Genomic DNA, 25,550 nt, shown 5'->3' with positions numbered 1-25,550 from the left:
GGGCCGTCCACAGCGGGCCGCCGTCCACAGCGGTGCGCCGCGGGAGTGCACCGTCGGGCGGGCTGTCGGGGACTGCCCCTAGCCTGTCCCCGTGCTGCACATCCACCGCTCCGAGCGCGCCGACGCGCTGGTCGCGCCCCTCGCGGAGGTCCTGGCCGCGCCGCCGGACGACCCGTTCACGCCCGACGTCGTGGCGGTACCGACGCGCGGCGTGGAGCGGTGGCTGGCGCAGCGGCTGTCGCACCACCTGGGCGACGGCGGCACCGGCGCGGGGGTGTGCGCGAACGTCGACTTCGGCTCGCCGTCGCGCCTGGTCGCCTCTGCCGTGGCGGCGGTGACGGGCGTCGAGCCCGACGACGACCCGTGGCGCCGCGAGCGCCTCGTCTGGCCGGTGCTCCAGGTGGTGGACGCCGCCCTGGAGGAGCCGTGGGCGGCCCCGCTCGCCCGCTACGTCGGTGGGCCGGACGACGCGGTGCGGCGGTCGCGCCGGGTGGCCCTCGCCCAGCGGGTCGCGGACCTGTTCTCGGCGTACGCGCGGCAGCGCCCGGCGCTGCCGGTGGCGTGGCACGACGGCGAGGACTCCGACGGCGCGGGCGCCCCGGTGCCGTCGGACCTGGCGTGGCAGCCGGAGCTGTGGCGGCGGGTCCGGGACCTGCTGGCCGCGCCGAGCCCGGCGGAGGTGCTGGCCGACGCCGTGGCCGTGCTGGAGCGGGACCCGGCGGCCGTGGACCTGCCGTCGCGGCTGTCGGTGTTCGGGCCGACGCGGCTGCCCGAGGACGAGCTGCGCGTGCTGCACGCCCTGGCCCGCCACCGGGACGTGCACCTGTGGCTGCCGCACCCGTCGCCCGCCCTGTGGGACCGGGTCGCCGCGCTGCCGGCGCGCCCGGGGCGCTCGCGCCGCGCGGACCTGCCGGCCGTCGCCCTCCACCCGCTGCTGACGTCGACCGCCCGGGACTCCGTGGAGATGCAGCTGCGCCTCACCGGGGCGTTCGACGCGGACGAGGCCGACGTCGTCGAGACGCACCACCCGGCGCCCGCTCCCCCGGCCACGGTGCTGGGCGCGTTGCAGGCGTCGTTGCGCGACGACGACCCCGACCCGGCCGCTCCCCTGGTGATCGCGCCCGACGACCGCAGCGTGCAGGTGCACGCGTGCCACGGCCGGTCGCGGCAGGTGGAGGTGCTGCGCGAGGTGCTGGTGGGGCTGTTCGCGGCGGACCCGACGCTGGAGCCGCGCGACGTCGTCGTGCTGTGCCCCGACGTGGAGGCGTTCGCGCCGCTGGTGACCGCGACGTTCGGCGCGGTCGGGGACGGCACGACCGCGGCGCACCCCGGCCAGCGGCTGCGGGTGAGCCTCGCGGACCGCGGCGCGGGGGTGCTCAACCCGGTCCTGGGCGTGGTGTCGACGTTGCTGCGCCTGGCCGACGGCCGGGTGACGGCGTCGGAGGTGCTGGACCTGGCGGCGTCCGCGCCGGTGCGGCGCCGGTTCCGCCTCTCCGACGACGACCTCGACCGTTGGCGCGGCTGGGCCGTCGAGGTGGGGGTGCGCTGGGGCGAGGACGGCGCGCGCCGCGAGCGGTTCGGCATCGACCCGCGGGTGCGGCAGGGCACGTGGGACGCGGCGCTGGACCGGGTGCTCCTGGGCGTGGCGATGGCGGAGGAGGACGCCCGGTTCGTCGGCTCGGCGCTGCCGCTGGACGACGTCGGGTCGACGGACGTCGAGGTGGTGGGCCGGTTCTCCGAGCTCGTCGCCCGACTGACGGAGCTCCTGGCGGGGCTGACGGGCAGCCGTCCGCTGGAGGACTGGCTGGACACCCTCGACCGCGCGGTGACGCTGCTGACGGACCCGGCGCCAGACGACGCGTGGCAGACGGCGCAGGCGCGGCGGGTGCTCGCCGGTGTGCGGACGTCGGGCGAGGCGCACGCGGGCTCGCGCCTGGCGCTGGAGGACGTGCGGGCGCTGCTCGCCGACCGGCTGGCGGGCCGGCCGACGCGCTCCGGCTTCCGGACGGGCGCGCTGACGGTGTGCTCGATGGAGCCGATGCGCGCCGTTCCGCACCGGGTGGTGTGCCTGCTCGGCATGGACGACACGGTGTTCCCGCGGTCCGCCTCCCCGGACGGGGACGACCTGCTGGCCCGCGACGCGTGCGTCGGCGAGCGGGACCGGCGCACCGAGGACCGGCAGATCTTCCTCGACGCCCTGGGCGCGGCCGCGGAGCACCTCGTGGTGCTGCACACGGGCGCGGACGAGCGTACGGGCGCGGCCCGACCGCCCGCGGTGCCCGTCGCGGAGCTCCTGGACACGCTCGACCGGCTCGCCGTCCCGGCCGACGGCGGGCGGGCGCGCGAGCACGTCGTGGTGCGGCACCCGTTGCAGGCGGTCGGCGAACCGAACTTCGTGCCGGGTGCGCTCGGCACGCCGGGGCCGTTCAGCCACGACGCGGCCGCCCTCGCGGGCGCGGTGGCGGGCCGCGCGGACCGGACGGCACCCGGACTGCTGGTCACCGAGCCGCTGCCGGTGTCGGCTGCGCCGGTCGAGGTCGACCTCGACGACCTCGTCGCCGTGCTTGAGCACCCGGCACGGTGGTTCGTCACCCGCGCGCTGGGGGTGCGGCTCACCCTGGAGGCGGACGAGGTGGACGACCGCCTGCCGCTGAGCCTGGACCCGCTGGTCGGCTGGGGTGCCGGGGACCGGATCCTCACGGCGACGCTGGCGGGCGCGGACCCGCAGCAGGTGTTCCAGGCGGAGTGGCGGCGCGGGCAGGCGCCGCCGCGCAGGCTCGGCCACGCTGCGCTGTCGAACGTCATGGACCGGGTGAAGCCGGTGTACGCGACGGCGTCGAACGCGATGTCCACCGGCAAGCCCCGGTCGGTGGACCTCACGGTCGCCCTGCCGTCCGGCGTCACCGTGGTGGGCACCGTGCCGGGCGTGCACGGCGACCGGGTGGTGCGCGCCGAGTACTCGAAGCTGGCGCCGAAGCACCGCCTACGGTCCTGGGTGCAGGTGCTGGCGCTGGCCGCGGCGCACCCGGGCACGGCGTGGGAGACGGGCACGGTGGGCCGGGCGCCGGTCTCCGCCCCGCGGGCGGCGTGGAGCCGCATCGCCGCTCCCGAGCACGCCGAGGCGGTACGGCTGCTCGACGACCTCGTGCGGCTGCGTACCGAGGCGGCCCGCGCACCCCTGCCCGCGCCGCCCGAGGCGGCGCACGCCTACGCCGTGACCCGCGACAGGGGCGCCGTGGACGTCGCGGCCGCGCTCGGCGAGGCCCGGTACACGTGGGGCGGCGGGTTCGAGAAGAACGACGCCTACCACGTGCTCTGCTGGGGCCCCGGGGTCGCGCTCGACGCGTTCGCCGGGCTCCCCACCGACGACGACCGCCGCGCCCTGCCCGGCGAGACCACCCGGTTCGGGGCGCTGGCGCGCCGTGTGTGGGACCCGCTGCTGGAGCGCGAGGAGAAGGGGACCGCATGACCTCCGTGTTCGACGTCCACGGGCCGCTGCCGCAGGGCACGACGGTGCTGGAGGCGAGCGCAGGCACGGGCAAGACGTTCACCATCGCGGCCCTCGCCACGCGGTACGTCGCCGAGGGCGTCGCCGAGCTGCGCGACCTCATGCTGGTGACGTTCGGGCGTGCCGCCACCTCCGAGCTGCGCGACCGGGTGCGTGACCGCCTGGTGCGCACGGAGCGGGCGCTGCGCGCCGCCGACCCGGCCACCGACGACGACCCGCTGGTGCGGCTGCTCGCCGCCGTCGACCCGGACGAGCTGGACGCGCGCCGCCACCGGCTCGCGGTAGCCCTGTCCCAGCTCGACGCCGCGACGATCACGACGACGCACGGGTTCTGCCAGCAGATGCTCGTGGCGCTCGGCATCGCCGCGGACGTCGACCCGGCGGCGACGTTCCTGCCGGACGTGGCCGACCTCGTCCAGGAGGTGTCGGACGACCTGTACGTGCGCCGCTTCGCCGACGAGGCGCGGCCGGCGCTCACGCCGTCGCTGGCGGGCGAGGTCGGGCGGGCCGCGGTGAGCGACCACCAGGCCTGCCTGGTCCCGGCGGAGCCCGGCGGCGGCGAGCCGACGTCGGGGGGCGCGCTGCGCCACCGCGTCGCCGCGGACACCCGCGCCGAGACCCTGCGCCGCAAGCGCGCGCAGCACCTCATGGACTACGACGACCTGCTGGTGCTGCTGCGCGACACCCTCACCGACCCGGTGCACGGACCGACGGCGGCCGAGCGCGTCCGGTCCCGGTACCGCGTCGTCATGGTGGACGAGTTCCAGGACACCGACCCCGTGCAGTGGGACATCCTGCGCACGGCGTTCCACGGGCACCGCACGCTCGTGCTCATCGGCGACCCGAAGCAGGCGATCTACGCGTTCCGCGGCGCCGACGTCGTCGCGTACCTCGACGCGCAGGCGGACGCGACGACGGTGGCGACGCTCGGCACGTCCTACCGCAGCGACCGGCCGCTCCTGGACGCCCTGCACACGCTGCTCGGCGACGTCGCGCTCGGCGACCCGCGGATCGTCGTGCGAGCGGTGGACGCCGCGCACGAGGCCCGGTTCGACGGCGGGGCGCCGTTGCGGCTGCGGCACGTCACGAGCCGGTCGCTCGGCCTCAAGGCCGGGTCGGTGCCCGCTGTCGGGACGCCGCGGGCGCACGTCGCGCAGGACGTCGCGGCGGACGTCGTCGCGCGCCTGGGCCGGGACCTCGTCGAGGACGGCGGGGCACGGCGGCCGCTGGAGCCGCGCGACGTCGCCGTCCTGACCCGTACGAACGTGCAGGCGGAGCTGGTGCGCCAGGCGCTGACGGACCGGGGCGTGCCCGCGGTGGTGTCCGGGCTGTCGAGCGTGTTCGCGACGCCCGCCGCGCGGGACTGGCTGACGCTGCTGGACGCCCTGGAGCAGCCGGGCGCGCACGGGCGTGCGTCCGCGCTCGCACTGACGCCGTTCGTCGGCTGGGACGCCGCGCGGCTCGCGGGCGCCGACGACGCCGCGCACGACGTCCTGTCCGACACCGTCCGCCGCTGGTCGCGCCTGCTCGCGACCCGCGGCGTGGCCGCGCTGCACGAGGCCGTGACCCGCGAAGGGCTCGCGGAGCGGCTGCTGACCTCCACCACCGGGGAGCGGCAGCTCACCGACCTGCGGCACGTCGGCGAGGTGCTGCACGCCGCTGCGCTCGCCGAGGGGCTGGGCACCCAGTCCCTCACGGCGTGGCTGCGGCGCCGCATCGCCGAGGCCAAGGTCGACTTCGACGAGGAGCGCAGCCGCCGCCTGGAGACCGACGCCGCCGCGGTGCAGGTCGTCACCGTCCACGCCAGCAAGGGGCTGGAGTTCGGCGTCGTCTACGTGCCGTACGCGTGGGACCGCTGGGAGCCGACGACGCCCGACGTGCTGCGGTTCCACGACGACCACGGCCAGCGCACCCTGCACGTCGGCGGTCCGGCGTCACCCGGCTACGACGCGGCCCTCGACCGCAGCCGCGCCGAGGAGGCCGGGGAGGACCTGCGTCTGCTGTACGTGGCGCTCACCCGCGCCCGGCACCAGGTGGTCGCGCACTGGGCGCCGTCGAAGGCGAACTCCGCGAAGGGCGCCCTGACGCGGGTGCTGCTCGCCGACCGGCTGCTCGGCGGGGAGCCCGCCCCGCACGCGACGCCGCGGCAGATGCGCGACGACGACGCCCGGGCCGCGTTCGACGCCGTGGCCGCGCGGTCCCGCGGCACCGTCGTGGTCGAGGAGGCCGACGCGACGCCGTCGACGGCGCGCTGGCGGCCACCGGCCCGGGACCTGCCGCCGCTCGGGGTGTCCACGCTGGACCGGCTGCCGGACGCCTCGTGGCGGCGGGCCTCGTACACGGCGCTCACCGCGGGTGCGCACCACGGTCCGGCCGGGTCCGGGTTCGGTGTCGCGGTCCCGACAGGGGTGGCGTCCGAGCCGGAGGACGCCGTCGTCGAGGACGAGCCCGCCGAGCAGTCGGCGGACGTGCTGCCGGTCGGGGCGGTCGACCCCGGCCGGACCGGCGCGGGCGGCGACCTGCCGTCCCCGATGTCGGACCTGCCCGCCGGGGCGGCGTTCGGCACGCTGGTGCACGAGGTGCTGGAGTACGTGGACACCTCGGCGACGGACCTCGACGCCGAGCTGCTGGCGCACTGCACCCGCGCCGCGGCGTCGTCCCGGCTGCCCGGCACGGACCCGGCCCGGCTCGCGGCTGCGCTGGCCGTCGTCGCCCGCACCCCGCTGGGCCCGCTCGCCGACGGGGCCACGCTGGCCGACGTCCAGCCGCGCGACCGGCTCGCCGAGCTCGAGTTCGAGCTGCCGCTCGCCGGGGGCGACGGTCTCGGCACCTCGTCCCCCGGCGCCCGGTCGTCCGCCGCCCGGGCCGGCGGTACCGCGGGCGCGACCCTCGCCGACGTCGCCGCCCTGCTGGGTCGGCACCTCGCCGCCGACGACCCGTTCGCCGCCTATCCGGCGATGCTCGGCGATCTCGCCGCCGCGGACCCGCACCCGGCGGTGCTGTGCGGCTACCTCACGGGATCGATCGACGCCGTGCTGCGCGTCACGGGCGCGGACGGTGCGCCCCGGTTCCTCGTCGTGGACTACAAGACGAACCGGCTCGGAGTGCCCGACACCCCCCTGACGGCGTACGACTACCGGCCCGACGCGACGGTCGACGCGATGCTGCACGCCCACTACCCGTTGCAGCTCGTGCTCTACCTGGTGGGGCTGCACCGCTACCTGCGCTGGCGGCTGCCCGGCTACGACCCGGACGTCCACCTGGGCGGCGGGCTGTACCTGTTCGTGCGCGGCATGTGCGGGCCGCGGACGCCGGTGGGGCCGGACGGCGCGCCGCACGGCGTCGTCGCGTGGGTGCCGCCGCCCGGGCTGGTCCCCGCGCTGTCCGACCTGCTCGACCGAGGCACCCTGAGCGCCGAGGAGGCCGCATGACCGTGGACACCACCAGCGCCGCGCCCGTCGACGGCGACGTCCGCCTCGCCGTCGGCACGCCCGGCCTGCTCGGGGACCTCAACGCGGCGGGGATCGTCGCCGCGACGGACGTGCACGTCGCCCGACGCCTGGGCCGCCTCACGCACGAGTCCGACGAGCGGGTGCTGCTCGCCGTCGCGCTGGCGGTGCGCGCGCTGCGCGGCGGGTCCGTGTGTGTCCGCCTCGACGACGCGGCCGAGCTGGCGGCGCTCGCCCGGCCCGAGGACGACGGCACGATGTCGACCGATACCCCGGAGGACGCCCCCGACGGCATCGAGGAGGGCGCGCCGTCGCCCTGGCCGGAGCACCACGGCTGGGTCGCGGCGATCGAGGCGAGCCCCCTGGTGGCCGTCGGGACGGACGGACCGGCGGACCTGCCGGTCCGGTGGGTCGGCGGGCGCCTGTACCTGGACCGGTACTGGCGCGACGAGCTCACCGTGCGACGCCTCGTGGACGACCGCGTCCGCGCGGAGCCGTTCGACGTGCCGGCCGACCGGCTCGCCGGGGCGCTCGCCCGGCTCTTCCCCGCCGACGGCGACACCCGGCAGCGTCTCGCCGCGGAGCACGCCGCCCGACGACGGATCACGGTGCTCACCGGCGGCCCGGGCACGGGCAAGACGACGACGGTGGCACGGCTGCTCGCCGTGGTGCACGACGTCGCGGACCAGGCGGCGGCCGACGCCCGGCCGCTGCGCGTGGCGCTCGCCGCCCCCACGGGCAAGGCGGCGGCCCGGCTCCAGGAGGCGGTGCGCGACGTCGTCGGCGCGTTGGACACCGACGACCGGCAGCGCGTCGGCGAGCCCGTGGCCACGACGGTGCACCGGCTGCTCGGGTACCGCAGCGCCACCCGGTTCCGCCACGACGCGGGGCACCACCTGCCGCACGACGTCGTCGTCGTCGACGAGACGTCGATGGTGCCGCTGTCCCTCATGGCGCGGCTGCTGGAGGCGCTGCGCCCGGACGCCCGGCTGGTGCTCGTGGGCGACCCGGACCAGCTCGCGTCCGTCGAGGCGGGGGCCGTGCTCGGCGACCTCGTGCAGCGGCCGTCGATCGACGGCGCCCCGGCCGTGGACGGCGTGCGGACCGTGACGGCGGCGGAGGCGGCCGGCCCCGTCCCCCTGGCCGGTGAGGAGCCCGACCGGCTGCGCAACGGCGTCGTCGGGCTCGTGACGGTGCACCGGCAGGACGAGGACTCCGCGATCCTGCCGCTCGCGAGCGCGATCCGTACCGGTGACGCCGACGCGGTCCTCGCGGTGCTGCGCGCCGGGACGGGCGGCGTGGAGCTGGTCGAGACGGACACCGAGCGGCTCACCGAGGACGACGTCCGGGGCGTCCACGACGACGCCCTCGAAGCGGGCCGCCTCCTCGTGGCCGCCGCGGCGGCCGGGGACCCGGCCGGGGCGCTCGACGCCCTCACGCGGCACCGCGTGATGGTGGCGCACCGGCGGGGTCCCGTCGGCGTCGCCCGGTGGGCGGCGCAGGTGGAGGCCTGGGTCGAGGAGGCCACCGGCACCGACCGGGCCGGCACGGACGGGCCGTGGGTGGTGGGGCGTCCGCTGCTGGTCACCAGCAACGACGCCGAGGTCGGCCTCTACAACGGGGACACCGGCGTGGTGGTGGCGGACGGCGACGGCGTCGTCGCGGCGTTCGGCGACCCGCGCGACCCGGTGCGGGTCCGCACCCACCGGCTGCCCCCGGTCGAGACCGTGCACGCCATGACGGTGCACCGCGCGCAGGGCAGCCAGTTCCGGCGCGTGACGCTGATCCTGCCGCCGCCGTCGTCGCCGCTGCTCACCCGCGAGCTGCTGTACACGGCCGTGACCCGCGCGAGCGAGCACGTGCGCGTGCTCGGCACCGCCGAGGCGGTCCGGGCCGCGGTCGCCCGCCCGGTCCGCCGGGCGAGCGGGCTGCGCGACCCGCTCCCCCGCTGACACCTGGCCGACGACCGCCGGCCGGAATGCCGCACCAGCACAACCGGTTGACCCGAGCGATGAACGACATGACCGCTCCCCGCCTGTCCGTCCTCGACCTCGTGCCGGTGCGCACGGGCCAGTCCAGCGCGCAGGCGCTCGCCGCGTCGCTGGCGCTGGCCGGCCGCGCCGACGCGCTCGGGTACGAGCGCTACTGGTTCGCCGAGCACCACAACATGCCGGCCGTCGCCGCCTCGACGCCGCCGGTGATGATCGCCGCGGCCCTGGCGCGGACCGAGCGGATCCGCGTCGGGTCGGGCGGCGTCATGCTGCCGAACCACGCCCCGCTCGTCGTGGCGGAGCAGTTCGCCGCCCTGGAGGCGCTGGCGCCGGGCCGCGTGGACCTCGGCATCGGCCGGGCGCCCGGGTCGGACCCTGTCGTGACGGCGCTGCTGCGGTCCTCGGGCCCGACGTCCGACGTCGACCGGTTCCCCGAGCACGTGCAGAACATCCTCGCGCTCATGCACCCCGACGGCGCGCGCCTGCGCCTCACGGACGGCCAGGTGTACGACGTGCACGCCACGCCCGCCGCCGAGGCGACGCCCACGGTGTGGCTCCTGGGTTCCAGCGACTACTCGGCACGGCTCGCCGCCGAGCTGGGCCTGCCGTACGTGTTCGCCAACCACTTCTCCGGTGCGGGCATCGACCAGGTCCTCGCCCTGTACCGCGATGGGTACACCCCGAGCGAGGCCCACCCGAGCCCGCGCACCTTCCTCACGGTGAACGCCGTCGTGGCCCCCACGCTCGCCGAGGCGGAGGAGCGCGCCATGCCGCAGCTGCGCGCCATGGCGCGGCTGCGCACCGGCCGCCCGATGGGCCGCTCGGAGACCGTCGAGGAGGCGCTCGCCGAGCCCCTGGACGGTCTCGGGCAGCAAATGGTCCAGGACATGCGCGCCCGCTGGCTCGTCGCCGAGCCCGAGACCGCCCGCGCCGAGGTCGCCCGCCTGGCCGCCCGGCACGGCGTCGACGAGGTCATGGTCGTGCCCGTCGCGGGCACCTACGCGGGCGAGCCGCTCGACGAGACCCCGGGCCGCGTCCAGACCCTGGAGCTGCTGACCACCTGACGGCCCCGGGCCGTCACGGGCGATCATCCCCTGGCTCGGCGAGGGTCACCAGGAACCCCGGGCGCGGGTTCCCGTGCGCGTCGCAACCGTGGACGTGGGTGAGGGCGAGGAGGTCCTCCGCACCGACCTCCCACTCCCGCAGGGTGTCGGCGAGCCCTTCGAGGAGGTCGGGGACTGAGTCGAGCCCCGGCCCCTCGGGTAGGCGGAACAGCACGGTTCGCGACGGGTACCCGCCGATCCGGGCGACGTCGCCGTCCGCCGCCTGCCGCGACTCCGTGCCTGGCGACGACGTGTCGGTCGTGAACGGCGCGGCGGGAGTGCGCGACGTGCGCCCGCCCGACCCGGGCGAACGCGGCCCGCGACGCACCGTCACGCTGAAGCCCGGCAGGTCGACGCCGTCGTCAGTGAGCTCCCACCGGTAGCCGATGTCGATCACGTCCTCGGCCGCGACACGGTCGCGCCGCAGCCGTGCCGCCAGGTGCTCGACCGCCGCGGGCACTTCGTCCTGCCCGGGCCCGACGGGCAGGTTCAGCGCGTACGACGCGGTCGCGAAGACGGTCCGGACCACCGGCCTCCTGGCGGCCCCGCTCGGCCCGGTCGTCTCGTCCACGGTCACCCGTCCCTCCGTCCGTCCGCCCCACGTGCCACCCTCGGCACGCCTCCGGATGACCCCGGCGACGCGGGTGGCCGCCGAACCGTCTCACGATCCCCGTCGTGGCGCCTCGGTTTATTCCCGTGCGTGCCGCCCCTGCGGCGGCGACGATGCCCGCATGTCCGCCGTGCGCCTGGTGCGCTCCTCGACCCTGACCGACGACGTCGACTACGCGTACGCGTCCGTGGTGCCCGCGGGCACGCGGCTGGTGCACCTGGCCGGCGCGTGCCCGCTCGACGCGGACGGGCTGACGGTCGCGCCGGGCGACCACGCGGCCCAGGCGGGGCAGGTGGTGACGAACCTCGTGCAGGCGCTCGCCGACGTCGGGGCGACGCTCGCGGACGTCGCGTACACGCGGGTGCTGGTCGCGTCGGCGGACCGAGCGGACCTGGTGGCGGTGTGGCGGGTGGTGCGGGACGCGTTCGGCGACCACGACGTCCCGAGCACGCTGCTGGGCGTGACGGTGCTGGGGTACCCGGACCAGCTCGTCGAGGTCGAGGCTGTCGCGGCGCTACCGGAGGGACCGGGGCCGGAATGACGCCGGGGCTGCCGGGACGACGTGCCACGATGACGGCATGACCCTGCGACGCCTCACCCCGTCGGTGTCCGTCCTGCGGGCGGACAACCCTGGCCCGATGACGTTGGACGGCACTCGTTCGGTGGTGCTGCGGGCGCCGGGTGCCGCCGCGTGCGTGGTGGTGGACCCGGGGCCGGACGACGCCGCGCACCTGGACGCGCTGGCGGCGGTGGGGCCGGTGGCACTGGTGCTGGTGACGCACCGGCACGCGGACCACACGGCGGGCTCGCCGGGCCTGGTGGCGCGCACGGGTGCGCCGGTGCGGGCGGCGGACCCGGCGCACTGCCACGGCGGTGACCTGCTGACCGGGGGCGAGGCGATCGCCGCGGCGGGGCTGCGCGTGGACGTGCTGGCGACGCCGGGGCACACCGCGGACTCGGTGTCGTTCGTCGTGACGGGTCCGGGCGAGGACCCGGTGGTGCTGACCGGGGACACGGTGCTGGGGCGTGGCACGACGGTCCTGGCGGAACCGGACGGGTCGCTGGCCGACTACCTGGCGAGCCTCGACGTGCTGGAGGCGGTGGGTGACGGCCGCCTCGCCGTGCCGGCGCACGGGCCGGAGGTCGACGACCTCGGCGTGGCGGTGCGCGCCTACCGGGAGCACCGGCTCGTGCGGCTGGCGCAGGTACGGTCGGCGCTCGACGTGCTGGGCGCCGACGCGGACGTCGACGCGGTGACGGCGCACGTCTACGCGGACGTCGACCCGTCGGTGCTGCGGGCGGCCCGGCAGTCGGTGGCCGCTCAGCTCGCCTACCTGCGGCGCTGACCCGCACCCGGCGGACGCCGGGCCACGGGCCGACGCCGGGCCGTGACTCCGCGATCGGGCCGTCACGGTCCGGACCTCGCGAGGTTGTCGGCGAGCCGTGGCACGGTAGGCCCATGACCGACGACGTCCGTACCCCCGTCCGCCTGGGCATCGCCTCGGTGCCGACGCACGCCCCGGAGACCTTGCACGACCTGGCGGTCGCCGCCGACGCGTCGGGCCTGGACGACCTGTGGGTGTGGGAGGACTGCTTCAAGCAGAGCGGTCTCGCGGCGGCCGCGGCGGCGCTGGGCTGGACGGGGCGGGTCCGGGTGGGTCTGGGGCTGATGCCGGCGCCGCTGCGCAGCACGGCGATCACGGCGATGGAGGTCGCGACGCTGGCGCGGCTGTTCCCGGGCCGGTTCGTGCCGGCGGTGGGGCACGGCGTCCAGTCGTGGATGGCGCAGGCGGGGGTGCGGGTCGACTCGCCGCTGACGCTGCTGCGGGAGCACACCGTGGCCCTGCGGGCGCTGCTGGCGGGCGAGGAGGTGACGACGTCGGGCCGCTACGTGTCGCTCGACGCCGTCCGGCTGGACTGGCCGCCGACGACGCCGGTGCCCCTGTGGGTGGGCGGCGTGGGGCCGCGGTCCCTGGCGCTGGCGGGCGAGCTCGGCGACGGTCTCATCCTGGCGAACGCCCTCACCCCGGACGACGTGCGGGCGGCGACCGGCACGGCCCGCGAGTCCGCCGCGAGGGCGGGCCGCACCCTGGTCGACGTGCACGCCACCCTCATCGCGACGACGGGTCCGCGCGCCCAGGAGCGTCTGGACGCCGAGCTGCCCACCTGGGGCTCGGCCCCGGGCCGGGGCGTGGGCGTGGCGGGTGACGCGTCGACGATCGCGGCGGCGGTGCGGGCGCTGGCCGACGCCGGGGCGACGGCGGTGGCGGTGCAGCCCACGGCGGACGAGCCGGACCTGGCGGCCTTCGCGACGTTCCTCGGCACGGAGGTCCGCCCGCTCCTGCGCTGATCGGACGCCCCTGCTGGTCGCCGCGCGGGGGCCGGCCGCCGCGCGCCGGGACCCGCTGGGACCGCCGTCCGGACCCCAGTCGTGTCGGTGGTCCGGTCTAGCGTGGAGGAGTCCCACCAGCGACGAGGGAACGTCGAAGGAGACCGCCATGGACTGGAAGATCGAGCTGATCTTCGTGCCCGTCACCGACGTGGACCGGGCGAAGGAGTTCTACGAACGCCTCGGGTTCCACCCCGACCACGACCAGGTGGTGAGCGAGGACCTGCGGTTCGTGCAGATGACGCCGCCCGGGTCGGCGTGCTCGATCGCGTTCGGCGAAGGGCTGGGCGTGGACCTCGAACCCGGCCGGCAGAACACGATCCAGGTGGTCGTGCCGGACGCCGACGAGGCGCTGGCGCACCTGCGCGCGGTGGGCGCCGAGGCGGACGGCGTGGACGAGCAGGCGTGGGGCCGGTTCGTCACCTTCCGCGACCCGGACGGCAACCGCTGGACGCTGCAGCAGCTGCCGCCGCGCCCCTGACCCCTCGGGGGGCGGAGCGCGGTCGGCTCGTCAGAGACGCTTGCCGAAGCAGCGCTGCTCGGGCTCGCCCGCGTACCGGCCGTACGACTCGACCGGCTCGTAGCCGAGCGTCGTGTACAGGGCGATCGCCTCGGGCTGCGCGGTGCCGGTCTCCAGCACGAGCCGGCGGAACCCGACCTGCCGGACGGACCGTTCCAGCTCGACGGTGAGCCGCCGGGCAATCCCCCGTCCGCGGTGCTCCTCGAGGACGAACACCCGCTTGAGCTCGCCGGTGGCCGCCGGGTGCAGGGTCCCGTGGCCGCGGAGGTCGTCGGTGCCGGACACGTCGCGGACGCTGCCGCACGCGACCGCGACGCCGTCGACGACGGCGAGGAGCGTGACGACGATCGTCGCCGCGTCGATCACCTCGTGCGCGTCGTCGTCACCGCCGTACCGGCGGCCCAGCTCGGCCACCGCCTCGGCGCGCAGCGCGACGGCGTCGGGGTGGTCGAACGGCACCTCGACGAGCTCGACCCCGCCCGGCGCCGACGCCGCGACCGGGAGGTCGCCGTCGGGCCGGCCGGGGCCGGGGAGCACGGTCGTCATGCGTGGACGAGGGAGGCGAGCACCGAGGTGAAGAAGCCGAGCCCGTCGACGCCGGTGCGGGACCCGTCGGCCGCCTCCGGACCGAAGCCCGCCTCGACGGCGTGCTCGGGGTGCGGCATGAGGCCGACCACGTTGCCCGCCGCGTTGCTGATGCCCGCGATGTCGCGGCGCGACCCGTTCGGGTTCCAGCCGACGTAGCGGAACGCGACGCGGCCCTCGCCCTCCAGCTCGTCCAGGGTGCGCTCGTCGGCGACGAACTGCCCGTCCTGGTTCTTCAGCGGGATGGTGATCTGCTGGCCCGCGACGTACCGGTTGGTCCACGCGGTGTCCGCGTTCTCGACGGCCAGGACCTGCTCGCGGCAGATGAAGTGCAGGTGGTCGTTCTTCACCATCGAGCCGGGCAGCAGGTGCGCCTCGGTGAGGATCTGGAAGCCGTTGCAGATGCCGAGCACCGGCATCCCGCCCTTCGCGGCGTCCACGAGGGCGTCCATCGCGGGCGCGAACCGGGAGATCGCGCCGGCGCGCAGGTAGTCGCCGTACGAGAACCCGCCGGGCAGCACGACGGCGTCGACGCCCTGGAGGTCGCCGTCCGCGTGGAAGATCGACACCGGCTCGCCGCCGGCCAGGCGGATGGCGCGCGCGGCGTCCCGGTCGTCGAGCGTGCCGGGGAACGTGATGACGCCGACGCGGGCGGACGCGAGCGTGGGGGCGCTCATCAGGCCGACACCCCGGCGGACTCCTCGGACGCGTCGGCGACGCGCACGACGTCCTCGATGATCGGGTTCGACAGGAGGGTCTCGGCGGCCTCGCGGGCGGCCTGCAGGACCTCCGGCGTCACCTCGCCGTCGACCTCGAGCTCGAACCGCTTGCCCTGACGGGCACCGGTGAACTGGGTGAAGCCGAGGCGCGGCAGCGCCCCGACGACGGCCTTGCCCTGGGGGTCCAGGATCTCGGGCTTCGGCATGACCTCGACGACGACGCGTCCCACAACGGGCTCCTCAGGTGCTCTGCACGGTGCCGTCGCTCCGGGATCCCGGTGCCGGACGGCGCGGAGGCGCGCGGGCAGCGGGCGGGAGCACGACGGCGGGATTCCGCGGGTCAGTCTACCCGGGGTCCGGAGGTCGCCGGACCTCGGCGCCCGGCCGCGGACCGATCCGGGCGGGCCTTGGGTCCCGTGCGGCGGGGCGGTCCTCCGCCTCCTCCAGCTGTGCGCGCAGCCGCTCGACGTCGGCGCCCAGCGCGGCCTGCGGCGGCACCGCGCTCCACCGTTCCTCCTCGGCGGCGTCCACGCCCGGTGTGCCGCTCGCGTCGTCCGCCGCGCCGCCGCCCGTGGTGGGGACGTGCGGCACGACGAGACCGTCGTCGAGCGGTGGGCGGCCAGCAGCTTCCGGTAGACGGCGCCCCGGACGTTTCACGGACGCGTCGCCGCGACCCGGCGTCCCGGTCCCGGTCTCGGGACACAGGTGCGGCATGTCGGACACGACCGATACCGTCGGGCGCACAACCCTCAGTCAGGAGACACACAGTGAACGTCCCGCCGTCGGGCGACCCGTACGCCCCGCAGCCCGCCTCCTCCGGTCCGACCGACGCCCCGCCCGCCCCCGGGTCCCCCGCCGGTCCCCCGCCCGGGTACGGCGCACCGGTCCCGACCGACGGCGTCTCCATCGGCGCCCTCGTCACCGGCCTCCTCGGCCTCGCGCTGATCCCCGTCAGCCTCGGCATCGCCGGCATCGTGCGCACCAAGGACAAGAAGCGTCGCGGCCGCGGGCTCGCCATCGCGGGCCTCGTGCTCGGCGTGCTGTCGACCGTCGTGTGGGGCTTCGTCCTGGCCGGCGCCGTGTTCCTCGCCACCAACCAGGACGCCGTCGCGGACAGCCTCGCCGACTCGTTCAACGAGGTCTACCAGGAGCAGACCGGCACCGACCTCGTCGTGGGCGACTGCTTCGAGCCCCCGGCGGACCTCACCAGCGGCGACCCGCTGGAGAGCGCCGACTGCGCCACCCCGCACACCGCCGAGGCGTACGAGGTCTACGACCTGCCCGACGGCGACTTCCCCGGCATGGAGGCCGTCGCGGCCGAGGCGCAGACCCGCTGCCTCGACGCGTTCGCGCCCTACGTCGGCTCCGAGTACGTCGACTCCTCCCTGGACGTCATGTACTTCCACCCGACCGACGTGTCGTGGACCTTCGGCGACCGCCGCGTCGTGTGCGGCATCGTGACGATGGACGGCACCCCGCTGGAGACCACGGTCGCGGGCAGCGCCCTCTGACCTCCGGACACGACGACGCCCGCCCCTCGCACCGAGGGGCGGGCGTCGTCGTCCGCGGGCGTCGGCTCAGAGCGGACGGCCCGTGAGGCGCTCGTACGCCTCCAGGTAGCGCTCGCGCGTGCGCAGCACGACGGCGGCGGGCAGCGCGGGCGGTGCGGCGTCGCCGGCGCGGTCCCAGCCGGACTCCGCGGACGTCAGCCAGTCGCGGACGTACTGCTTGTCGAAGCTGGCCTGCGCGCGGCCCGGCTCCCAGTCGTCGGCGGGCCAGAACCGCGACGAGTCCGGCGTGAGGACCTCGTCGCCGAGGACGATGCGCCGCTCGCCGTCCGGGCCGGTGACGGTGCCGAACTCCAGCTTGGTGTCCGCGAGGACGACGCCGCGCTCGCGGGCGATCTCCTCGGCGCGGCCGTAGACCGCCAGGGTGAGGTCGCGCAGCGCGGCCGCGTCGGCGTCGCCGATGCGCCGCGCCACCTCGTCGAACGACACGTTCTCGTCGTGCTCGCCCACCTCGGCCTTGGTGGCGGGCGTGAAGATCGGCTCCGGCAGCCGCGAGCCGTCGACGAGCCCCGCCGGCAGCGCGATGCCGGTGACCTCGCCGTTCGCGCGGTACTCCGCGAGCCCGGACCCGGTGAGGTAGCCGCGCGCGACGCACTCGACGGGGAACATGTCCAGGCGGCGGCAGATCATCGCGCGGCCCGCGACGACGTCCGGGACCAGCCCGTCGCCCGGCTCCGCGCTGGCCTCGGTGGACACCACGTGGTTGTCCACCAGGTCGGCGAGCTGCTCGAACCACCACAGGCTGAGCTGGGTGAGGACCACGCCCTTGTCCGGGATGCCGGGGCTCAGGACGTGGTCGTACGCGGACACACGGTCGGACGCCACGACCAGCACGACGTCGCCCAGGGGGTGCACGCCACCGAGCGCGGGCAGGTCCGGCGCGTACAGGTCGCGGACCTTGCCCGAGTAGACGTGCGTCCACCCCGGCAGGTCGAGCGGGCCGCCGGCGAAGGCGTCGGGCAGGTCATCGGTGCGCGCGTCGGTCACGAGGCACAGTCTCCCATCCCGGGCCTCGCACTCCGTCGCCGGCACGTCCCCCCGGCCCCGACAGCGCCGCCGCCGCCAGCGCCTCCGGGTCAGACGGAGGAGAGGGTGTCCCGGTGCGGCACCGGGGCACCGCCTGCTCGGTCGAGCAGTGTGTGACGGGCGAGCAGCGGTGCGTCTGCCACACTCGCACGAGCTCGCCGGACCCGGAGATCGGAGACCCATGTCTGCCCGTGCACCACGCAGGCGCCTGGCTTACGTCATGACCCTTGCCGCCCTGGTGGCAGCAGGCTGCGACGGGCCGGCCGAGGAGCTGGACCTCGGTGTGGCCTACTCGTCCCTCACCGAACTCGAGGACGCGAGCACCACGGCAGTCCTGTTCACCACCACGGAAGACCGTCGGGTCGAGGGCGACCCCGACCTCCCGTTCACCGTCACCAGCGCCGTCGTCGCCGCGACGGACGCCCGAGGCGATCTCGAGCCCGGTCAGGGGATCGAGATCCGCCAGATGCAGGGGCGGTTCTCCAACATCGCGCCGACCCTCGACCCGGACCAGTCGTACGTCGCCTACCTCAAGCCCTGGACGTCCTTCGACCCGGACGACACGGAGGGCGACGGTCAGCTCGTCGTCGTCGGCGGCCAGAGCGTGTGGCGGGTCAAGGGAGACACGGGCAGCCTGACGACACCCGACAGCCTGCTCCCCGACCGCGTCGCCGTGACCACCGACGGCGGCGTCCTGGCGGTCACGTCCTGACCCACGACGGGTCCGGGGTCAGGGGACGGTGACCTCGCCCCGCTCGGCCTTCAGCGCGATGTCCGTGCGGTGGTGGGAGTCCGCCAGGTCGATCTTCGCGACGCCCGCGTAGGACGCTGCGCGTGCGGCGGCGAGGTCGGTGCCGCGACCCACGACGGACAGCACGCGGCCGCCGGCGGACACGAGCGTGCCGTCGTCGGTCAGGGCGGTGCCCGCGTGCAGGACGTGCACGTCGTCCAGGGCTGCGGCGTCCTCGATGCCGGTGATCGGGTCGCCGGTGCGGGGACCCTCGGGGTACCCGTGGGAGGCGACGACGACGTTGACGACGGCCTCGTCGGACCAGTGCAGCGGCGGCAGGTCGGCGAGCTCGCCGCGGGCGGCGGCCAGCATGACGCCGGACAGCGGGGTGTCGAGGCGCGCGAGGACGGCCTGGATCTCGGGGTCGCCGAACCGGGCGTTGAACTCGACGACGCGGGTGCCGCGCGAGGTGAGGGCGAGGCCGACGTACAGGACGCCGGAGAACGGGGTGCCGCGGCGGGCCATCTCGTCGACGGTGGGCTGCGCGATGCGGTCCACGACCTCCCCGACGAGCCCGGCGGGCGCCCAGTCGAGCGGCGTGTAGGCGCCCATGCCGCCGGTGTTGGGGCCGGCGTCGGCGTCGAAGACGCGCTTGAAGTCCTGCGCGGGGACCATCGGGACGACGGTCGTGCCGTCGCACAGGCAGAACAGGGACACCTCGGGGCCGTCGAGGTACTCCTCGACGACGACGACACCCTCGTCGCCGCGCGCGGCGAGCGCCGCCTCGCCGTGCGCCAGGGCCGCGGCGCGGTCGGACGTGACGACGACGCCCTTGCCCGCGGCCAGGCCGTCGTCCTTGACGACGTAGGGGGCGCCGAACGCGTCGAGGGCATCGGCGAGCTCGTCGACCGTGGTGCAGACGTGCGCCATGGCGGTCGGCACGCCGGCGGCGGCCATGACCTCCTTGGCGAACGCCTTGGAGCCCTCGAGCTGCGCGGCCTGCGCGGACGGGCCGAAGACGGGGATCCCGGCGTCGCGCACGGCGTCGGCGACGCCCGCGACGAGCGGCGCCTCCGGGCCGACGACGACGAGGTCGGCGCCGAGCGAGGTCGCGAGGCCCGCGACGGCGGCGCCGTCGAGGGCGTCCACGGCGTGCAGCGTCGCCTGCCGGCCCATGCCCGGGTTGCCGGGTGCGGCGTGCAGCTCGTGCGGTGCACCCCCCGTGGCGGACTCGGACGCGAGGGCGTGGACGATGGCGTGCTCGCGGGCACCGTTCCCGACGACGAGGATCTTCACGGGCGCCAAGTCTAGGCGGCGCGGCCGGTCGTCCGCGCGGACCGTCGGGTCCCGGACGGCCGCCCACCCCGGTGCGGCGCGACCGCGCAGGTCAGCCGTGCGCCGCGGGCGGGACGGTGGCGTCCTGGCCGGACCGGGCGAGGGCAGCGGCGACGAACCCGCCGTCACGCAGGCGCTCGACGGCGTCGCGCAGCCAGGCGACGGCCTGCGGCGTCCGGTCCCGGCCCGTGGCGACGGCCTGCCGGATCTCCGTGAAGCGCGGCTCCAGGACCCTCAGGCCGCCCTGCTCGGCTACCCACCGCTGCACGGGCTGGCGGATGCCCGCGGCGACCTCCAGCCCGGCGGACTCGAACACCGCGGTGCCCTCGGCGCCGCGGACCACCTCGGCGCGCTCCAGCGTCCGGGTGAGGAACAGGTCGTAGGCCGACCCCTCCTTGACACCGACCCGCACGCCGGCGGCGTCGACGTCCTCGGCCGTGCGGACCGGGGAGCCGTCGCGGACGGCGAACACGCCCTCGATGAGCACGTACGGCTCCGTGAACGCCACCTCGGCGGCACGGGCCGGCTCGACGGCGAGGAACCCGACGTCGGCCCGCCCCTCCGCGACGGCCGCGAACGACAGCCGGGCCGCGTCGACGCACGCGAACGTCACCGGGACGCCGAGCAGCCGGGCGACCTCGCGCGCGAGGTCCACCGTGACGCCGCGGGGGTCGTCCGGCGTGCCCTGCGCGAGCACCGGGTTGCCGAGGTTGACCACCGCCCGCAGCCTGCCCGTGGGCGCGAGCGCGGCGACGACGTCGGGGCCGGGGGCGGGCACGTGGCTCATGGGCGCGAGTGTAGACACCGCCCCGGACGCGACGAGCGTCCCCGCGCGACCCGTTCCGGGGAACCGGAGGGGACGCACGGGGACGCTCGTCGGGCGGCCCGCAGGCCGGGACGCGGTCAGCCGCGCGGGTGCACCAGGTCGTGGACCGGGATGATCTCGTCACGACGCGGGCCCACGCCCACCGCGGAGATGCGGCAGCCCGAGACGTCCTCCAGCGCGTTCAGGTATGCGCGGGCGTTGGCCGGGAGCTCCTCCAGGGTGCGGCAGTGCGAGATGTCCTCCCACCAGCCGGGGAACTCCTCGTAGATCGGCTTCGCGTGGTGGAACGCCGACTGGTCGTCCGGCATCTCGTCGTAGCGGGTGCCGTCGACGTCGTAGGCCACGCAGACGGGGACCTTCTCCATGCCCGTGAGGACGTCGAGCTTGGTCACCACGAGGTCGGTCAGGCCGTTGACGCGCGCCGAGTAGCGCGCGATCACCGAGTCGTACCAGCCGCAGCGGCGGGCGCGGCCCGTGGTCACGCCGTACTCGCCGCCCGTCTTGAGCAGGTACTCGCCGTTCGCGTCGAACAGCTCGGTGGGGAACGGCCCCTCGCCGACGCGGGTCGTGTACGCCTTGATGACGCCGATGACGGAGTCGATCCGGGTCGGGCCGACGCCCGAACCCGTCACCGCGCCGCCGGCCGTCGCGTTCGACGACGTGACGAACGGGTACGTGCCGTGGTCGACGTCGAGCATGGTCGCCTGGCCGCCCTCGAACAGGACGGTCTTGTCGTCGTCGAGGGCGCGGTTCAGCACCAGGCCCGTGTCCGCGACCATCGGCTTGAGCCGCTCGGCGTGCGCGAGCAGCTCCTCGACGACCTCGTCGACCTCGACGGCGCGACGGTTGTACACCTTCACGAGCAGGTGGTTCTTCTGGTCGAGGGAGCCCTCGACCTTCTCCGCGAGGATCTTCGGGTCGAACAGGTCCGCGATCCGCAGGCCCACCCGGTTGATCTTGTCCGCGTACGCGGGGCCGATGCCGCGCCCCGTGGTGCCGATCCGGCGCTTGCCGAGGAACCGCTCCGTCACCTTGTCGAGGGTGCGGTGGTAGCTGGCGATGACGTGCGCGCCCGACGACACCAGCAGCTTCGACGTGTCGACGCCGCGCTCGTTCAGCGCGTCGAGCTCCTCGTACAGCACCTCGATGTCCACCACGACGCCGTTCGCGATGACCGGCGTGACACCCGGGGAGAGGATGCCGGACGGCAGCAGGTGCAGGGCGTACTTCTCGTCGCCGATGACGACCGTGTGCCCGGCGTTGTTGCCGCCGTTGAACTTGACGACGTAGTCGACCCGGTCACCCAGGAGGTCCGTCGCCTTCCCCTTGCCCTCATCGCCCCACTGGGCACCGACGAGCACCACCGCTGGCATGGGATCCACTCTCCTCGAGGGTCGGTTGGGGACACGGCCGGACCGGCCGGGCCCCGCCAGAGTTTACCTGCCCATGACCTGGGGGGTCGGGAGGTCCGGCTCAGGCGGGCCGGGGACGCTGCGGGAGCGTGATCGGCGTCGCACCCGACGCGGGAGCCGTCTGCTCGCACCGGTGGTCGGAGTCGACGCGGAACAGGTCGAGCGCGCCGCACACCTCCAGGACGAACAGGTCGCGCTCGTCGGCACCGCGCAGCACCGTGGCGCCGCCGCGCTTGCGCCCCGAGTCCGCGAGCGAGATGAGGAACGCCGCGCCCGTGGAGTCCATGAAGGTGACCCGGCACATGTCGATCACCAGGAGCTGTCGGCGCAGGCCGACGACGCGTGCCGTGATCTCCGGGAACTGCTCCCTCTCGGCGAGGTCCAGGTCACCCGCGATCACGAGCGTCGTCGTCGTGGAGGACGTCGCGATCTCGATCATGGCGCCGAGCCTACCCGCGGGTCGCCCGGAGCGCGGGTCGGGAGCGGGGGCACCGATGGTGACGGTCCCGGGGACCCTGCGAGGATGGGCCCATGACGCCTTCCGAGCCTGTGGACAACCTGCTGTCCGGCCCCGCGCCGACCCTGCTCCCGGACGACCACGCCGGGGTGCGCGAGGCGCTCGCCGCCGGCGAGGACCCGGCGCGGCTCGCGGCCGAGCACCCCGCCGCGAGCCTCGCGTGGGCGGTGCTCGCCGAGCAGACCCTCGACGGCGGCGACGACGTCGTGCACGCCGTCACGGCGTACGCCTACGCCCGCACCGGCTACCACCGGGGCCTGGACGCGCTGCGGCGCGCCGGGTGGCGCGGCCAGGGTCCCGTGCCCGCGACCCACGAGCCGAACCAGGGGTTCCTGCGGGCGCTGCTCGCCCTGTCGGAGGCCGCCGCCCGCATCGGTGAGGACGACGAGGCCGAGCGCTGCGCCCGGTTCCTCCAGGACTCGCGCACGTCGGCCGACGAGGTCCGCGCGCTGCGCTGACCGCGACCTGCCGCCGACCCGCCCGGGCGTCAGTCCTCGGGCGGGGTGGCGGCCGCCGGGACGGGCCGCAGCTTCGCCCACACGAGCTTGCCCGACCCCGCCGGGCGCCAGCCCCAGTCGGCGAGGCGCTCGACGATCTGCATGCCGAACCCGCCCAGCCGGTTGGGGTGGCCGTCCGTCGCGACCGGCGGCGCCGGGTTGGCGTCCTCCACCTCGATGCGCAGGCCGTCACCGGTGTCGAAGAGCCGCAGGGCGATGTTGCCCCAGCCGTGCAGCACGCCGTTCGCCACCAGCTCCGACACCACGAGCTCGGCCGCCGCCGAGTCCGGCAGGCCCCACGCCTGGCAGGTCCGCAGCACCGCGTGCCGGGCCCGCCCGATCGACGCGGGCTCGCTCGGCAGCAGCCAGCGACGCGACCGCGGGCTCAGCGCCGTCACGCGGGCGTCCGCCTCCGGGTCCGGCACCCGCACCACGACGATCGCCACGTCGTCCTCGGGGGCGTCCGCGAGCCGTGACAGCAGCTCCTCCCCCACGCCGGCCGCGTCGCGCGCCGTGATCCGCGACGACATGTCGACCAGCGCGTCCAGGCCCACCTTCAGCGACCGGTCGCGGCGCTCGATCAGCCCGTCCGTGTAGAACAGCAGCACGTCCCCGCGGCGCAGCTCCTCGTGCGCGGTGGTGCGCACGTCCCCGCCGAACCCGACGAGCATCCCGCTGGAGGCCGCCAGCGACCGCACCTCGCCGTCACGGAGCAGCAGCGGCGGCAGGTGCCCGGCGCGCGTGTACTCCAGGAACCACGAGTCGTCCTCGGCGGCGTGGTGCAGGGCCGCGTACACCAGCGACGCCGGGCGCGGTACCCGCATCCCCGCGACGAGCTGGTCCACGCGGTGCAGCACGATCCCGGGCGTTGTCAGCTCGTACGCGTACGCCCGCACCACCGAGCGGAGCTGGCCCATCGCGGCCGCCGCCTCGACGTCGTGCCCCACGACGTCGCCGATCACCAGGCCGACCGTGTCCTCGGAGATCTGCAGCACGTCGTACCAGTCGCCGCCCACCTGCGCGTGCTCGGCGTTCGGCGCGTAGTACGTCCACACGTCCAGGCCCGTCACCTCGGCCTGCTCGGGGAGCATCGCGCGCTGCAGCGCCTCGGCCAGCCGGTGCTCCCGCGCGTACAGCCGGGCGTTGTCCACCGCCGTGCCCGCGCGCCGCGCCACCACCTCGATCACCGTGTACAGGTGCTCCGGCTCCGGGGTGCCGCCCAGCGGTCCGCCCGAGCCCGACGTCCACGTCACCAGGATGCCGAGCACCCGGCGTCGCCCCGCCACGGCGTGCACGACCACCCGGCGCGGGATCGCACCCGTCTCGTCGACGACGCGGCGCAGCAGGTCCCGACGCAGCCAGCCCGACGCCGACAGCGGCGGGTACTCGCGCTGCAGGTCCAGGTGCACGGGCCCGTCGACGACGCCGTCCAGGAGGTCCTGCACCCGGTCCGTGCCCGCCGACGCCGGGGCCGGGAGCGTCGACGGCGCGTCCTCCAGGTGGTCGCCCTGCCAGCGGTCCGGCACGTAGCGGGCGTGCCGCCGACCGCGCCCCGACGGCGGGGAGGCGACGTCCACGCCCTCGGCGAAGACCAGCCCGTCGTCGTTGAGGTAGAACCCCGCCCACGGCACCAGGGACCGCAGCAGGTCGGCGATGTCGCGCAGCGCGAACGGGTACTCCAGGTCGCCCAGCAGCTCGGTGGTCTGGGCGATGAGGTCGAGGTCGGCCCGCTGACGACGCTCCACCTCCAGGGACGCGAGCTGCGCGGCCTGCTGGTCCACGTACTCCGAGACGTCCGTCGTGACGCCCACCCACACGTGCGCCAGCCCGTCCGGCGACGGCAGGGGCGTCACGTCGACCTGGAGCCAGGTGGTGCCGCCGTCGCGCCGCCGCGTGCTCACGATGCGCCGCATGGGGCGCCCCTCGCGCAGGTCGTTCTGGGCCGCCGCGCGGTTCGGGTCGTCCTCGACCAGCGCGAGCAGCGCGTGCGGGCCCAGGAGCTCCAGGTCCGTCACGCCGACCCCGCCGAGCTGGACGAACGCCTCGTTCACCCACAGCACCGGCATGCCGTCGTCCCACGACCCCGTGATGAACGCCGGGACCGTGGTGACCGTCAGCGCCGAGGCGAGCTGGAATCCTGTGACCGGCATCGACGGCAGGGCGGGCAAATCGGTCATACCCCTCCGTCCAGCTCCGGTGTCGGCCAGGTTGGTGCATTCGAAGCACATTCAACCGTAGATTGGTGTCCGCCGGGACACGAGGTGAGCGACCAGCTCGAGGAAGGAGCACCGTGCAGGACGGAACGAACGCGGCGCCGCGCAACCCCGCTGCCGGGGCCGGAGCGGAGCACGCCACGCCCGCGATCGGCGAGCCCGCCAGCATCCACGTCATCGTCGGGAGCTCCCGGGCACGGGTCGTGCTGTCGGGCGAGATCGACGCCGACGTCAGCGCCGAGCTCGGCGACGCCATCTCCGACGCGGAGGCCTCCGGCCTGCCCGTCGAGATCGACGCCCACCACGTCACCTTCATGGACTCGTCCGGCGTCGCCTTCCTCGCGCGCCTCGCGACCCGCAGCCCGCACAAGGTCCGGGTGCTGCGCGCCCCGCCCACCGTCCGGTTCCTGCTCGACGTCACCCGCATCGGCGAGCTCCTCGAGATCGTCGACGACGACCCCGGCGTCGACCTCGACATCACCACCGCGCCGAACTGACCGCACGGTCGCCCGGACCGGTCGCCGACCCCGGTCGACGGCTCCGCGGCGACCC

The 25,550-nt window shown here is 75.9% G+C and carries 23 protein-coding genes; 12 read left to right on the top strand and 11 right to left on the bottom strand.

What is annotated here, in order from left to right:
- Positions 1-91: 91 nt before the first annotated feature.
- The 4 genes from recC to ATJ88_RS02225 are packed head-to-tail and all read left to right on the top strand — an operon-like array spanning position 92 to position 10,012.
- On the top strand, positions 92-3,469 hold the full coding sequence (gene recC, locus ATJ88_RS02240) for an exodeoxyribonuclease V subunit gamma (RefSeq protein ID WP_098462420.1): 3,378 nt from the start codon (positions 92-94) through the stop codon (positions 3,467-3,469).
- Entirely contained in the window at positions 3,466-6,939 is a 3,474-nt protein-coding gene (locus ATJ88_RS02235; protein ID WP_098462419.1) for a UvrD-helicase domain-containing protein, read from the top strand. The genes recC and ATJ88_RS02235 overlap by 4 nt, the downstream gene beginning before the upstream one ends.
- Positions 6,936-8,909 carry an exodeoxyribonuclease V subunit alpha gene (gene recD / locus ATJ88_RS02230; RefSeq protein ID WP_098462418.1) on the top strand — a complete coding sequence of 658 codons (1,974 nt, stop codon included), beginning with the start codon at positions 6,936-6,938 and terminating at the stop codon, positions 8,907-8,909. Before ATJ88_RS02235 ends, recD begins: the two co-directional genes overlap by 4 nt.
- A gap of 59 nt (positions 8,910-8,968) precedes the next feature.
- On the top strand, positions 8,969-10,012 hold the full coding sequence (locus ATJ88_RS02225) for an LLM class flavin-dependent oxidoreductase (protein WP_098462417.1): 1,044 nt from the start codon (positions 8,969-8,971) through the stop codon (positions 10,010-10,012).
- Positions 10,013-10,025: 13 nt separating this feature from the next.
- Here ATJ88_RS02225 and ATJ88_RS02220 read toward each other — a convergent pair whose 3' ends face one another.
- Positions 10,026-10,580, bottom strand: a complete 555-nt coding sequence (locus tag ATJ88_RS02220; RefSeq protein ID WP_098462416.1) for a hypothetical protein — start codon at positions 10,578-10,580, stop codon at positions 10,026-10,028.
- Positions 10,581-10,782: 202 nt separating this feature from the next.
- Between ATJ88_RS02220 and ATJ88_RS02215 the strand changes: the two genes are divergently transcribed.
- From ATJ88_RS02215 to ATJ88_RS02200, 4 genes are all read left to right on the top strand, one after another.
- Positions 10,783-11,202 (top strand): RidA family protein, encoded by a 420-nt coding sequence (locus ATJ88_RS02215; protein ID WP_098462415.1) that lies wholly within the window; start codon positions 10,783-10,785, stop codon positions 11,200-11,202.
- A 37-nt stretch (positions 11,203-11,239) separates the two neighbouring features.
- Positions 11,240-12,007: an MBL fold metallo-hydrolase gene (locus ATJ88_RS02210; protein WP_098462414.1), complete on the top strand. Its 768-nt coding sequence runs from the start codon at positions 11,240-11,242 to the stop codon at positions 12,005-12,007.
- 113 nt (positions 12,008-12,120) lie between these two features.
- The gene (locus tag ATJ88_RS02205) at positions 12,121-13,011 is read left to right on the top strand and encodes an LLM class flavin-dependent oxidoreductase (protein ID WP_098462413.1); all 891 of its coding nucleotides are present in this window, start codon (positions 12,121-12,123) and stop codon (positions 13,009-13,011) included.
- A 148-nt stretch (positions 13,012-13,159) separates the two neighbouring features.
- Positions 13,160-13,531, top strand: coding sequence for a VOC family protein (locus ATJ88_RS02200; protein WP_098462412.1), 372 nt, complete (start codon positions 13,160-13,162; stop codon positions 13,529-13,531).
- A gap of 30 nt (positions 13,532-13,561) precedes the next feature.
- Here ATJ88_RS02200 and ATJ88_RS02195 read toward each other — a convergent pair whose 3' ends face one another.
- The 4 genes from ATJ88_RS02195 to ATJ88_RS17995 all read right to left on the bottom strand — a co-directional run bounded on the left by ATJ88_RS02195 (position 13,562) and on the right by ATJ88_RS17995 (position 15,465).
- Positions 13,562-14,116: a GNAT family N-acetyltransferase gene (locus tag ATJ88_RS02195; RefSeq protein ID WP_098462411.1), complete on the bottom strand. Its 555-nt coding sequence runs from the start codon at positions 14,114-14,116 to the stop codon at positions 13,562-13,564.
- On the bottom strand, positions 14,113-14,832 hold the full coding sequence (gene purQ / locus ATJ88_RS02190; RefSeq protein ID WP_098462410.1) for a phosphoribosylformylglycinamidine synthase subunit PurQ: 720 nt from the start codon (positions 14,830-14,832) through the stop codon (positions 14,113-14,115). Before purQ ends, ATJ88_RS02195 begins: the two co-directional genes overlap by 4 nt.
- A complete protein-coding gene (gene purS / locus ATJ88_RS02185; protein ID WP_068202872.1) occupies positions 14,832-15,104 on the bottom strand; it encodes a phosphoribosylformylglycinamidine synthase subunit PurS in 273 nt (90 codons plus the stop codon). Before purS ends, purQ begins: the two co-directional genes overlap by 1 nt.
- 115 nt (positions 15,105-15,219) lie before the next feature.
- A complete protein-coding gene (locus ATJ88_RS17995) occupies positions 15,220-15,465 on the bottom strand; it encodes a hypothetical protein (protein WP_141538593.1) in 246 nt (81 codons plus the stop codon).
- 176 nt (positions 15,466-15,641) lie between these two features.
- Here ATJ88_RS17995 and ATJ88_RS17990 point away from each other — a divergent pair, with 176 nt between their 5' ends.
- The gene (locus ATJ88_RS17990; RefSeq protein ID WP_141538592.1) at positions 15,642-16,385 is read left to right on the top strand and encodes a DUF4190 domain-containing protein; all 744 of its coding nucleotides are present in this window, start codon (positions 15,642-15,644) and stop codon (positions 16,383-16,385) included.
- A 66-nt stretch (positions 16,386-16,451) separates the two neighbouring features.
- Here ATJ88_RS17990 and ATJ88_RS02175 read toward each other — a convergent pair whose 3' ends face one another.
- Positions 16,452-17,429 carry a phosphoribosylaminoimidazolesuccinocarboxamide synthase gene (locus tag ATJ88_RS02175; RefSeq protein ID WP_245852066.1) on the bottom strand — a complete coding sequence of 326 codons (978 nt, stop codon included), beginning with the start codon at positions 17,427-17,429 and terminating at the stop codon, positions 16,452-16,454.
- Between the two features lie 259 nt (positions 17,430-17,688).
- On the opposite strand from ATJ88_RS02175, the gene ATJ88_RS02170 reads away from it, so the two are divergent.
- Complete coding sequence (locus ATJ88_RS02170; protein WP_098462408.1) at positions 17,689-18,180, top strand: hypothetical protein; 492 nt, start codon at positions 17,689-17,691, stop codon at positions 18,178-18,180.
- Positions 18,181-18,198: 18 nt separating this feature from the next.
- Here ATJ88_RS02170 and purD read toward each other — a convergent pair whose 3' ends face one another.
- The 4 genes from purD to ATJ88_RS02150 form a co-directional block, all read right to left on the bottom strand.
- The gene (purD, locus tag ATJ88_RS02165; protein ID WP_098462407.1) at positions 18,199-19,494 is read right to left on the bottom strand and encodes a phosphoribosylamine--glycine ligase; all 1,296 of its coding nucleotides are present in this window, start codon (positions 19,492-19,494) and stop codon (positions 18,199-18,201) included.
- Positions 19,495-19,585: 91 nt separating this feature from the next.
- The gene (locus tag ATJ88_RS02160; protein WP_098462406.1) at positions 19,586-20,320 is read right to left on the bottom strand and encodes a transporter substrate-binding domain-containing protein; all 735 of its coding nucleotides are present in this window, start codon (positions 20,318-20,320) and stop codon (positions 19,586-19,588) included.
- Between the two features lie 116 nt (positions 20,321-20,436).
- Positions 20,437-21,732, bottom strand: a complete 1,296-nt coding sequence (locus tag ATJ88_RS02155; RefSeq protein ID WP_098462405.1) for an adenylosuccinate synthase — start codon at positions 21,730-21,732, stop codon at positions 20,437-20,439.
- A gap of 100 nt (positions 21,733-21,832) precedes the next feature.
- Complete coding sequence (locus tag ATJ88_RS02150) at positions 21,833-22,210, bottom strand: STAS domain-containing protein (protein ID WP_098462404.1); 378 nt, start codon at positions 22,208-22,210, stop codon at positions 21,833-21,835.
- 92 nt (positions 22,211-22,302) lie between these two features.
- Here ATJ88_RS02150 and ATJ88_RS02145 point away from each other — a divergent pair, with 92 nt between their 5' ends.
- Entirely contained in the window at positions 22,303-22,746 is a 444-nt protein-coding gene (locus ATJ88_RS02145; protein ID WP_098462403.1) for a DUF3151 domain-containing protein, read from the top strand.
- Between the two features lie 29 nt (positions 22,747-22,775).
- Here ATJ88_RS02145 and ATJ88_RS02140 read toward each other — a convergent pair whose 3' ends face one another.
- On the bottom strand, positions 22,776-24,962 hold the full coding sequence (locus tag ATJ88_RS02140; protein ID WP_098462402.1) for an ATP-binding SpoIIE family protein phosphatase: 2,187 nt from the start codon (positions 24,960-24,962) through the stop codon (positions 22,776-22,778).
- Between the two features lie 113 nt (positions 24,963-25,075).
- On the opposite strand from ATJ88_RS02140, the gene ATJ88_RS02135 reads away from it, so the two are divergent.
- Positions 25,076-25,495, top strand: coding sequence for an STAS domain-containing protein (locus ATJ88_RS02135; RefSeq protein WP_342744829.1), 420 nt, complete (start codon positions 25,076-25,078; stop codon positions 25,493-25,495).
- Positions 25,496-25,550: the final 55 nt, after the last annotated feature.

The sequence above is a fragment of the Isoptericola jiangsuensis genome (genome assembly GCF_002563715.1).
Classification (GTDB): Bacteria; Actinomycetota; Actinomycetes; order Actinomycetales; family Cellulomonadaceae; genus Isoptericola; species Isoptericola jiangsuensis.
The sequence above is the reverse complement of the archived record's forward strand: the minus strand, read 5'-3'. Positions and strand labels throughout refer to the sequence as shown.

Bases quoted from the DNA above. Each gene is read 5' to 3' on its own strand.
- ATJ88_RS02235 (WP_098462419.1), top strand. From the start codon at position 3,466: ATGACCTCCGTGTTCGACGTCCACGGGCCGCTGCCGCAGGGCACGACG.
- recD (WP_098462418.1), top strand. From the start codon at position 6,936: ATGACCGTGGACACCACCAGCGCCGCGCCCGTCGACGGCGACGTCCGC.
- ATJ88_RS02225 (WP_098462417.1), top strand. From the start codon at position 8,969: ATGAACGACATGACCGCTCCCCGCCTGTCCGTCCTCGACCTCGTGCCG.
- ATJ88_RS02215 (WP_098462415.1), top strand. From the start codon at position 10,783: ATGTCCGCCGTGCGCCTGGTGCGCTCCTCGACCCTGACCGACGACGTC.
- ATJ88_RS02210 (WP_098462414.1), top strand. From the start codon at position 11,240: ATGACCCTGCGACGCCTCACCCCGTCGGTGTCCGTCCTGCGGGCGGAC.
- ATJ88_RS02205 (WP_098462413.1), top strand. From the start codon at position 12,121: ATGACCGACGACGTCCGTACCCCCGTCCGCCTGGGCATCGCCTCGGTG.
- ATJ88_RS02200 (WP_098462412.1), top strand. From the start codon at position 13,160: ATGGACTGGAAGATCGAGCTGATCTTCGTGCCCGTCACCGACGTGGAC.
- ATJ88_RS02195 (WP_098462411.1), bottom strand. From the start codon at position 14,116: ATGACGACCGTGCTCCCCGGCCCCGGCCGGCCCGACGGCGACCTCCCG.
- purQ (WP_098462410.1), bottom strand. From the start codon at position 14,832: ATGAGCGCCCCCACGCTCGCGTCCGCCCGCGTCGGCGTCATCACGTTC.
- ATJ88_RS02170 (WP_098462408.1), top strand. From the start codon at position 17,689: ATGACCCTTGCCGCCCTGGTGGCAGCAGGCTGCGACGGGCCGGCCGAG.
- ATJ88_RS02160 (WP_098462406.1), bottom strand. From the start codon at position 20,320: ATGAGCCACGTGCCCGCCCCCGGCCCCGACGTCGTCGCCGCGCTCGCG.
- ATJ88_RS02155 (WP_098462405.1), bottom strand. From the start codon at position 21,732: ATGCCAGCGGTGGTGCTCGTCGGTGCCCAGTGGGGCGATGAGGGCAAG.
- ATJ88_RS02150 (WP_098462404.1), bottom strand. From the start codon at position 22,210: ATGATCGAGATCGCGACGTCCTCCACGACGACGACGCTCGTGATCGCG.
- ATJ88_RS02145 (WP_098462403.1), top strand. From the start codon at position 22,303: ATGACGCCTTCCGAGCCTGTGGACAACCTGCTGTCCGGCCCCGCGCCG.
- ATJ88_RS02140 (WP_098462402.1), bottom strand. From the start codon at position 24,962: ATGACCGATTTGCCCGCCCTGCCGTCGATGCCGGTCACAGGATTCCAG.